The 7,213-nt window shown below is 68.7% G+C and carries 8 protein-coding genes and 1 pseudogene; 5 read left to right on the top strand and 4 right to left on the bottom strand.

From position 1 onward, the window contains the following. Positions 1 to 48 precede the first annotated feature (48 nt). The 3 genes and pseudogenes from ACWNCF_RS05225 to ACWNCF_RS05215 all read right to left on the bottom strand — a co-directional run bounded on the left by ACWNCF_RS05225 (position 49) and on the right by ACWNCF_RS05215 (position 1,590). Entirely contained in the window at positions 49 to 1,209 is a 1,161-nt protein-coding gene (locus ACWNCF_RS05225; RefSeq protein WP_449406280.1) for a GH92 family glycosyl hydrolase, read from the bottom strand. A 34-nt stretch (positions 1,210 to 1,243) separates the two neighbouring features. Next, positions 1,244 to 1,300 (bottom strand): annotated as a pseudogene (locus tag ACWNCF_RS05220) (hypothetical protein); the annotation flags it as partial. Beyond that, complete coding sequence (locus ACWNCF_RS05215; RefSeq protein ID WP_449406279.1) at positions 1,300 to 1,590, bottom strand: hypothetical protein; 291 nt, start codon at positions 1,588 to 1,590, stop codon at positions 1,300 to 1,302. The pseudogene ACWNCF_RS05220 and the gene ACWNCF_RS05215, both read right to left, overlap by 1 nt. A 310-nt stretch (positions 1,591 to 1,900) precedes the next feature. On the opposite strand from ACWNCF_RS05215, the gene ACWNCF_RS05210 reads away from it, so the two are divergent. Genes ACWNCF_RS05210 through ACWNCF_RS05195 form a run of 4 tightly spaced genes read left to right on the top strand, consistent with a single transcriptional unit; the run spans position 1,901 to position 5,125 of the window. After that, positions 1,901 to 2,965: a prepilin-type N-terminal cleavage/methylation domain-containing protein gene (locus ACWNCF_RS05210; protein ID WP_449406278.1), complete on the top strand. Its 1,065-nt coding sequence runs from the start codon at positions 1,901 to 1,903 to the stop codon at positions 2,963 to 2,965. Beyond that, complete coding sequence (locus ACWNCF_RS05205; protein ID WP_449406281.1) at positions 2,962 to 3,375, top strand: prepilin-type N-terminal cleavage/methylation domain-containing protein; 414 nt, start codon at positions 2,962 to 2,964, stop codon at positions 3,373 to 3,375. Before ACWNCF_RS05210 ends, ACWNCF_RS05205 begins: the two co-directional genes overlap by 4 nt. After that, on the top strand, positions 3,372 to 4,541 hold the full coding sequence (locus ACWNCF_RS05200; protein WP_449406277.1) for a PilW family protein: 1,170 nt from the start codon (positions 3,372 to 3,374) through the stop codon (positions 4,539 to 4,541). Before ACWNCF_RS05205 ends, ACWNCF_RS05200 begins: the two co-directional genes overlap by 4 nt. Next, the gene (locus tag ACWNCF_RS05195) at positions 4,538 to 5,125 is read left to right on the top strand and encodes a pilus assembly PilX family protein (RefSeq protein WP_449406276.1); all 588 of its coding nucleotides are present in this window, start codon (positions 4,538 to 4,540) and stop codon (positions 5,123 to 5,125) included. Before ACWNCF_RS05200 ends, ACWNCF_RS05195 begins: the two co-directional genes overlap by 4 nt. A gap of 321 nt (positions 5,126 to 5,446) precedes the next feature. Here the strand turns inward: ACWNCF_RS05195 and ACWNCF_RS05190 are convergent, their stop codons facing one another. Further along, complete coding sequence (locus ACWNCF_RS05190; protein WP_449406275.1) at positions 5,447 to 5,596, bottom strand: hypothetical protein; 150 nt, start codon at positions 5,594 to 5,596, stop codon at positions 5,447 to 5,449. A gap of 230 nt (positions 5,597 to 5,826) precedes the next feature. Here ACWNCF_RS05190 and ACWNCF_RS05185 point away from each other — a divergent pair, with 230 nt between their 5' ends. Continuing rightward, positions 5,827 to 6,834: a hypothetical protein gene (locus tag ACWNCF_RS05185; protein WP_449406274.1), complete on the top strand. Its 1,008-nt coding sequence runs from the start codon at positions 5,827 to 5,829 to the stop codon at positions 6,832 to 6,834. The last annotated feature ends 379 nt before the right edge of the window (positions 6,835 to 7,213 follow it).

Here is a 7,213-nt window from a genome sequence, read left to right as displayed (position 1 = left end):
TGTAACCTACTCGTTCAGTTACGTATTGCTAAGGTTAAAACGGAGGAGTTAGTTGGATGATCCAGCACCTCGGTCGGCGACGTCGCGGCGGCCCATCTTGTCCGCCATGCGCGCGATGGTCCAGTCGTCGAACGCGTATTCGACCGTCTTCGACGCCGCTTCCGGTTCCAGGTCGATCGGCACGTAGCCCAGCTTCATGTAGTATTGCAGGCCGCCGTACGGGCCGTATTCCGCGCTGGACGTCATCGCGCGCAGCGCTTCGCCGGCGTCGAATCCCGTCAAGCCCTTCATGTACGCGTCGGCGATCACGGGCACCGCGTGGTAGCCGATCATGCACCATGTCTCCTGGCCGGCGAACTGCCACACGGGCAGGATGCCGTACGGGCTGGCCTTCTGCGATTCGATCAGCGAGCGCACGAAGTCCACGTTGCGGCGCTCCGGCTGGATCAGCGTCAGCAGCGGATGCAGCGCGCGGTAGGTGTCCCACAACGAGAACGTGGAGTGGAAGCGGAAGCCCTGCGCTTCGTGCACCTCGTTGTCGGGGCCGCGGTACTTGCCGTCCGTGTCCATGAACAGGCTCGGGGCCAGCATGGCGTGATACAGGCTGGTGTATACCATGCGCTTCATGGCGGGCGGCGCATCGATGTCGACGGCGGCCAGCGCCTGTTCCCACGCGTCGTGCGCGCGCCGGCGCTCGGCGTCGAAGTCCCAGCCCGGCATCTCGGCGAGGTTCGCCAGCGCCCCGTCCTCGCTGACGGCGGATACGGCCACCTTCACGAGCACCGTGGCGTCGCCCGGCTGCCCGAAGTCGAACGTGCCCTCCAGCGCCTTGCCTTCCACGAGGACCTTGTCGGCCGGCGTCTTGCCCGGCGCCGCGAAGCCCTTGTATTCGACGCCTTCCTCGCGGTTCAGCAACTGGTGGCCGACGATCGGCCGCGAGAACCGGATGGCGAAGTACAACTTCCGCCCCGGCGCCCAGCCGCGCGTCTCGCGCATGCCAGTGACGGTGTCGTTGCCGCGCAGGCGCAGGCGCGACCACAGGTTCTTGCCGGACCAGTCGTAGATGCTCGAGCGCAGGTCGAGGATCACGTGCGCGTCCGCGCCCGGCTTGAACCGGTAGCGGTGGAGGCCCACGCGCTCGCTGGCCGTCAGCTCCACGTCGACGTCGTTGTCCAGCAGCCCGGACGGCGTGATCGCCCGGCTCCGCATGCTCGTCCTTGTGCGAGAAGCGCGAGCGGTAGCCGCTGAACGGGCGCTCGGGATAACCCGGTTCGAGCTTGACGTCGCCGCTGGTCGGCATCAGGAGGACGTCGCCCAGGTCCGAGCTGGCCCGCGCCGGAGAAATGCGTGTGCGAGAAGCCGAGAATGGAATCGTCCTCGTAGCGGTAGCCGGCCGCCCACGGATAGCTCTGGCGGAAGTGGCGCACCTGGGTGTCCGGGCTCAGTCTGCACCATGCCGAACGGCCGCGTCGCACCCGGGAACGTGTGGCCGTCGCCGCCGGTGCCGATGAAGACGTCGACATTGTCCGTGCGGCTGGCCGCGTGGGCGAGGGTGCACGCGCACAGCGCGGCGATGGCAAGGGAACGCATAGTGTCTCCAGTGTGGTGCCGGGGGATGGCCCCGTGCATCCGATGGCGCGCCGGATCGTCGGCAGTGCGCGGTCAAACCAGGAACATAACGCGAAAGTTTCGGAATCGGCAACAGGAACGCGCGCCGCCGCAGTCCTGCAAGCGCTTGTAAAACCGACAAACCCTTGTAAAAGTTTGGCAATTTTTACGCTGCGCGTCGCTCGCGACGCGACGTTTTTGTGTAACAAAGGCCGATTTGGCGCATTTTTCCGGCCACGACACGCAAGGCTGCGCTAATATTGTCGTACGGAGAATGTTTAACCCGAAGTATATGGAAACTCGCTTCTTGTCTGCCCGGCGCGAACGTGGCTTCACCCTGATCGAGATCCTCGTCGTCGTGGCGATCGTCGGCATCCTCAGCGCCATCGCGATGCCGGCCTACCGCGACTACGTGACGCGCGCGCGCCTGACCGAAGCCTTTTCGGGACTGGGCAGCGTGCCGACGGCCGCCGAGGATTACTGGAACAGCGGCAGCCCGCACACGTACGACGGCTTCGACCAGGCTGCCGCAGAACAGCGCCAATTTCACCTTCACGCTGAGCGGCGCCACGGCGTCCGCCTACATCGTGACGGCGACGGGTGCCGGCCCGGTGGCGGGCTTCGTCTACACGATCGACCAGAACGGCAACCGCGCCACCACTGCCGCGCCGACCGGGTGGGGCACGAGCACGTCGTGCTGGATCGACCGCAAGGGCGGACAGTGCGTGCAATGACACGACCGCCGCGGGCGCGCGGCTTCACACTCATCGAGGCCCTCGTCGTCGTCGCGATCATGGGCATCATGCTCGCCGTCGGCCTGCCGTCGATGTCGGACTGGCTGCTGGGCCGCAAGGCGCTGGCGGCGGCCGTGTTCTACCAGGACGGTTTCGCGCTCGCGCGCAATACCGCGATCGCGCACAACAGCCACAGCCGCCTCGTGCTGGCGGAGAACGCTGCCAACGGCAAGATGGACTGGCGCGTCGACATCTGCTTTCCGACCTCCGGCATCCCGTGCAACGGCGACACCGGCACCTGGTCGACCGCGACCACGGCAGCCGACGGGGATCCCGATCCCGACCAGGCGTTCCGTTCGATCGGCCGCAGCGCCGAGGCGATGCCCGGCGGGCGCGACCTGGCCCTGGCCGTGAACCCGTCCGGCGCCACCGAGGTGTATTTCACGCCGCTGGGCTGGGTCGACACGGCCGTCGCGCCGCGCCTGGCGCGCATCGAGCTCGCGCCCTCGCTCACCCGCGCGCACGCCTTCGCGCCGCTGGCCGTCGTGCTGACGCTGGCGGGCATCGCCACCATCTGCGATCCGTCCGCGGCGGCGCATGACGTGCGCGGGTGCCCGCCATGATCGCGCGCCGCCAGCGGGGCATGGCCCTGATCGAAGCCATCGTGGCCGCGCTGCTGCTGGCCATCGGCCTGCTGGGCGCCATCGGCCTGCAGGCCCGGTCGATGAGCGCACTGGCCGACGCCGGCATGCGCGCCGAGGCCACCATCGCGGCCGACAAGCTGCTGGGCACCATGGCCGTCGACCTCCCGAACGCGGGCGATTACGCGCTGGATGCGGGCGGCACGCCGACCGCGCGCCTGCAGGCGTGGTACGACGAGACGCGCGCACGCATCCCGAACGCGGCGATTGCCGTGGCGGTCACGCCGGCGACGAGCCGCACGCGCGTCGAGATCACGATTTCCTGGACCCGCAAGACCGGCGCGGCGCAGAACGCGCACCGCGTCGTCGCGTACCTGGCGGCGGCGACATGATCCGCGCACCAGAGCTCCGCCGGCACGGCTTCTCGCTCGTCGAGCTGATGGTCAGCGTGGTCATCGGCCTGCTCGCGCTGTTGTTCGCGCTGCGCATGGTCGGCGGCGCCGAGCGGACGCGCAATGCGGCGCTGGGCGGGTCGGACGAAATGCAGAACGGGATGGTCGCGCTGTTCGCGGTCAGTAACGACGCGCGCAGTGCGGGCTATGGCCTGAACGACCCGATCATCGCCGGCTGCAATACCCAGTTCAGCGACACCAAGGGGTACCAGCTGGCGCCGGCCACCCGCGGCACCACGGACGTGACGCCGCTGGCCGCCGTCGTGATCGAGGCACACGGTGCCGATCCGGACCGCGTCACGTTCTACGCCGGCACCTCGATCGGCGGCACGCCCACGCTTCGGCTGACGAGCGATGCTGCGGCGGGCGCCACGCAGCTCGATGTCGACCGCATCGTCTACGGCTTCAACCAGGGCGACGCGCTCGTCGTCGCGCCGGAGCAGCCGGGCGGCGACTGCCTGCTGGTGCAGCGTTCGGACAGCGATCCGACCGCCACCCGCGTGCAGGTGGCGGCGGATGCCGGCATGCGCTTCAACGGCGGCACGCCCAGCGCGACCTTCAAGGGCTACGGGGCGCGCGTGTTCGACCTCGGCCCCGTCGACAGCCTCGCGTTTCGCTCCTGGTCGGTGGCGGACGGCTATCTGCAGCTGCAGGCGACCGGACCGGACGACGCCGCGGCGCAGCCCTCGACCGTAGCCGAGGACATCGTCTCGATCAAGGCGCAGTACGGCTTCGACACGCGCACCGGCGGCGCGTTCCAGCCGCAGGCCGGCCTGCAGGTGAACCGGTGGTCGGCCGCGATGATCGATGCCGACGGCTCGGGCACGGCCGGCGACGCCGCCGACTGGCAGCACATCGCGGCCGTGCGGCTGGCCATCGTCGCCCGCAGCAAGGCCGTGGAACGGCCGGCGGCCGGCGCGGCCTGCACGACGACGACCGCGCAGCCGGTCGTGTCCGCCGACGACGCGCCCGCCGGCGTGGCCGCCGCGCCCGTGACGGTGAACGTCGCGGTGACCGGCGATCCGCTCGACTGGCGCTGCTACCGCTACCGCGCGTTCGAGACGGTGGTCACCTTGCGCAACGCGGGCTGGAGGCCGAATCCATGACGACCCGGCGACACGCGCGGACAGGCGGCATGGCGCTGCCGGTCATCCTGATTATCCTGGCCGTGATGCTGCTGGGGAGCGTGTACCTGCTCAGGTCGGTGCACTCGACCGCGCTCACGACCGGCAACCTCGCGTACGACACGACCTTGAGCCGCGAGGCCGACCTCGGCCTGCACACGGCGTTTTCCTGGCTGAGCCAGACGGCCAGGACCAACAAGGCGGCGCTGAACCAGGACGATACGGCGAACGGCTACGTCGCCACGTGGGACGCGGCCAGCCAGCCGCGCGACGCGGGGTTCTGGAACGGCAGCCGGACGATGGACGGCGACGACGGCACGCAGATCGAATACGTCATCCACCGCCTGTGCGCGTCGACCGGCGCGTACAGCGGGACGAACCGCTGCATGCAGACGGCCGCCAACGCGGCCACGCTGGGCACCACGGTGGCGGCGGGCGACAGCCTCGCGTCCGACGCGCCGTCGTACGCCGGCACGCCGCAGCTGCACTACGTGATCACGGCGCGCATCACCGGCGGCCGCGGTGCCAACGTGACCAACCAGATGATCGTCCTGATCGGCGCATGACCTGTCCACCATGAAAAAACTCTTCGCTCTATTGGGCCTCGCCGCCCTGTTGCTGGCCGGCGCCGCCGGCGCGGCCGTGACCAGTATCGCCCAGCTTCCGCTGCTCAACGTCGACGGCACCGGCAACGTCAAGCCGAACCTGATGCTCCTGTACGATAACTCGGGCTCGATGGCCAGCACGTTCACGCCGGACTACATCGACGACAGCACGACGTGCAGATCGCGCGCGTTGATGTCGAGCGGAACGCGCGGCTGCACGGTCGGTCATCCGCCGTTCAGCAGCGCGGATTTCAATCGCCAGTACTACAGTCCCCGTGTGCGCTACACGCCACCGGTGCACGCGGACGGCACGTCGTACACGTCGATGACGCGCAGCGCGACGACCGGCTGGACGGTCGTCGCGACGGACGGCTTCAATGTCAACAAGCGCGACATGCTGGGCAGCAGCAGCGCGAGCACGAACCTCGCCACCGGTTATCCGGACCTGCGCTGGTGCGACACGAACTACGCCAACTGCGTGTACAACTCGGCGACCTACACCTATCCGAACGACGTGCGCTACACGGCGCAGGCGTACACGACGAACCCGTACTACTACACGATCAACGTCGCCGAATACTGCACCACCGCCGCGCTGACGACGTGCGTGACGACGGCCGTGGGGGCGCCGGCGCCGGCCGGCTATCCGTTGCCCGGCCAAGGTGCGCTGGTGCGACAGCACGGCACTGACGAATTGCCAGTCGAAATACGTCGGCAGCTTCAAATACCCGCGCTTTTCGAATCCGAACGGCGGCGTGGTCGCCGCCTACGGCACCATCACGATCGGCACGTCGGCGTCCGCCGGCGCCATCGCGATCAACAGCGTGTCCGTCGCCGAATCGGGCGGCACCGTCGTCATCACCAACAGTGCCGTGACGGCGGCGACGGGCACCGACACGGTCGGCAAGCAGGCGACGGTCGCGACCGCGCTCGCGGCCTCGATCATCGCCAAGACGGGTCTCACGAACCAGTACCTGGCCTGCGTGCGCACGCCGGTGTCCGGCTACGGCGTGCCGGCCTGCTCGACCTACGGCATCACGCTGGGCACCGACAACGTGGTGGCCGTCGTCCCGATCGACTGCGCGAGCGGCACGAGCAGCAAGTCCATCGGCGTGTGCTCGGTCCTGACGGACAGCAGCCGCTCGGGCTGGGCCATCACGGTGGACGCGCCGGCGACCGTCGCGATCGCCGCGCAACCGGCCACCGCCCTGATCACCGTGTCGGGCACGGCGAGCAACAGCAAGTTCGCGAGCAGCCGCACGGTGCTGGCCGCCGGCACGAAGCTGGGCGGCACGACGCTGATCGCGTCCGACCGCACGTTCGGCAAGTCGGCAAGTAGCACGTCGGTCGCCTCCACCATCGCCGGCGACATCGGCACGCAGGGCAGCATCGCCGCCTACCTCGGCGGCAACGCCGTCTCGCAGGTGTGCGCGGCGAAGAGCGCCAACACGATCTGTGATGGTGCCGTAGGCGGCGACCACGCCGCCGTTCGGATTCGAAAAGCGCGGGTATTTGAAGCTGCCGACGTATTTCGACTGGCAATTCGTCAGTGCCGTGCTGTCGAGCCGCAGACCTGGCCGGGAACGGATAGCCGGCCGGCGCCGGCGCCCCCACGGCCGTCGTCACGCACGTCGTCAGCGCGGCGGTGGTGCAGTATTCGGCGACGTTGATCGTGTAGTAGTACGGTTGGTGAGTGTACGCCTGCGCCGTGTAGCGCACGTCGTTCGGATAGGTGTAGGTCGCCGAGTTGTACACGCAGTTGGCGTAGTTCGTGTCGCACCAGCGCAGGTCCGGGTCACCGGTGGCGAGGTTCGTGCTCGCGCTGCTGCTGCCCAGCATGTCGCGCTTGTTGACATTGAAGCCGTCCCGTCGCGACGACCGTCCAGCCGGTCGTCGCGCTGCGTCATCGACGTGTACGACGTGCCGTCCGCACCGGTGGCGTGTAGCGCACACGGGGACTGTGGTCTGGCGATTGAAATCCGCGCTGCTCAACGGCGGATGACCGACCGTGCAGCCGCGCGTTCCGCTCGACATCAACGCGCGCGATCA

Source organism: Massilia phosphatilytica, from assembly GCF_977014125.1.
Note: the sequence above shows the minus strand (reverse complement) of the source record. Positions and strands in the feature narration are given on the sequence as shown.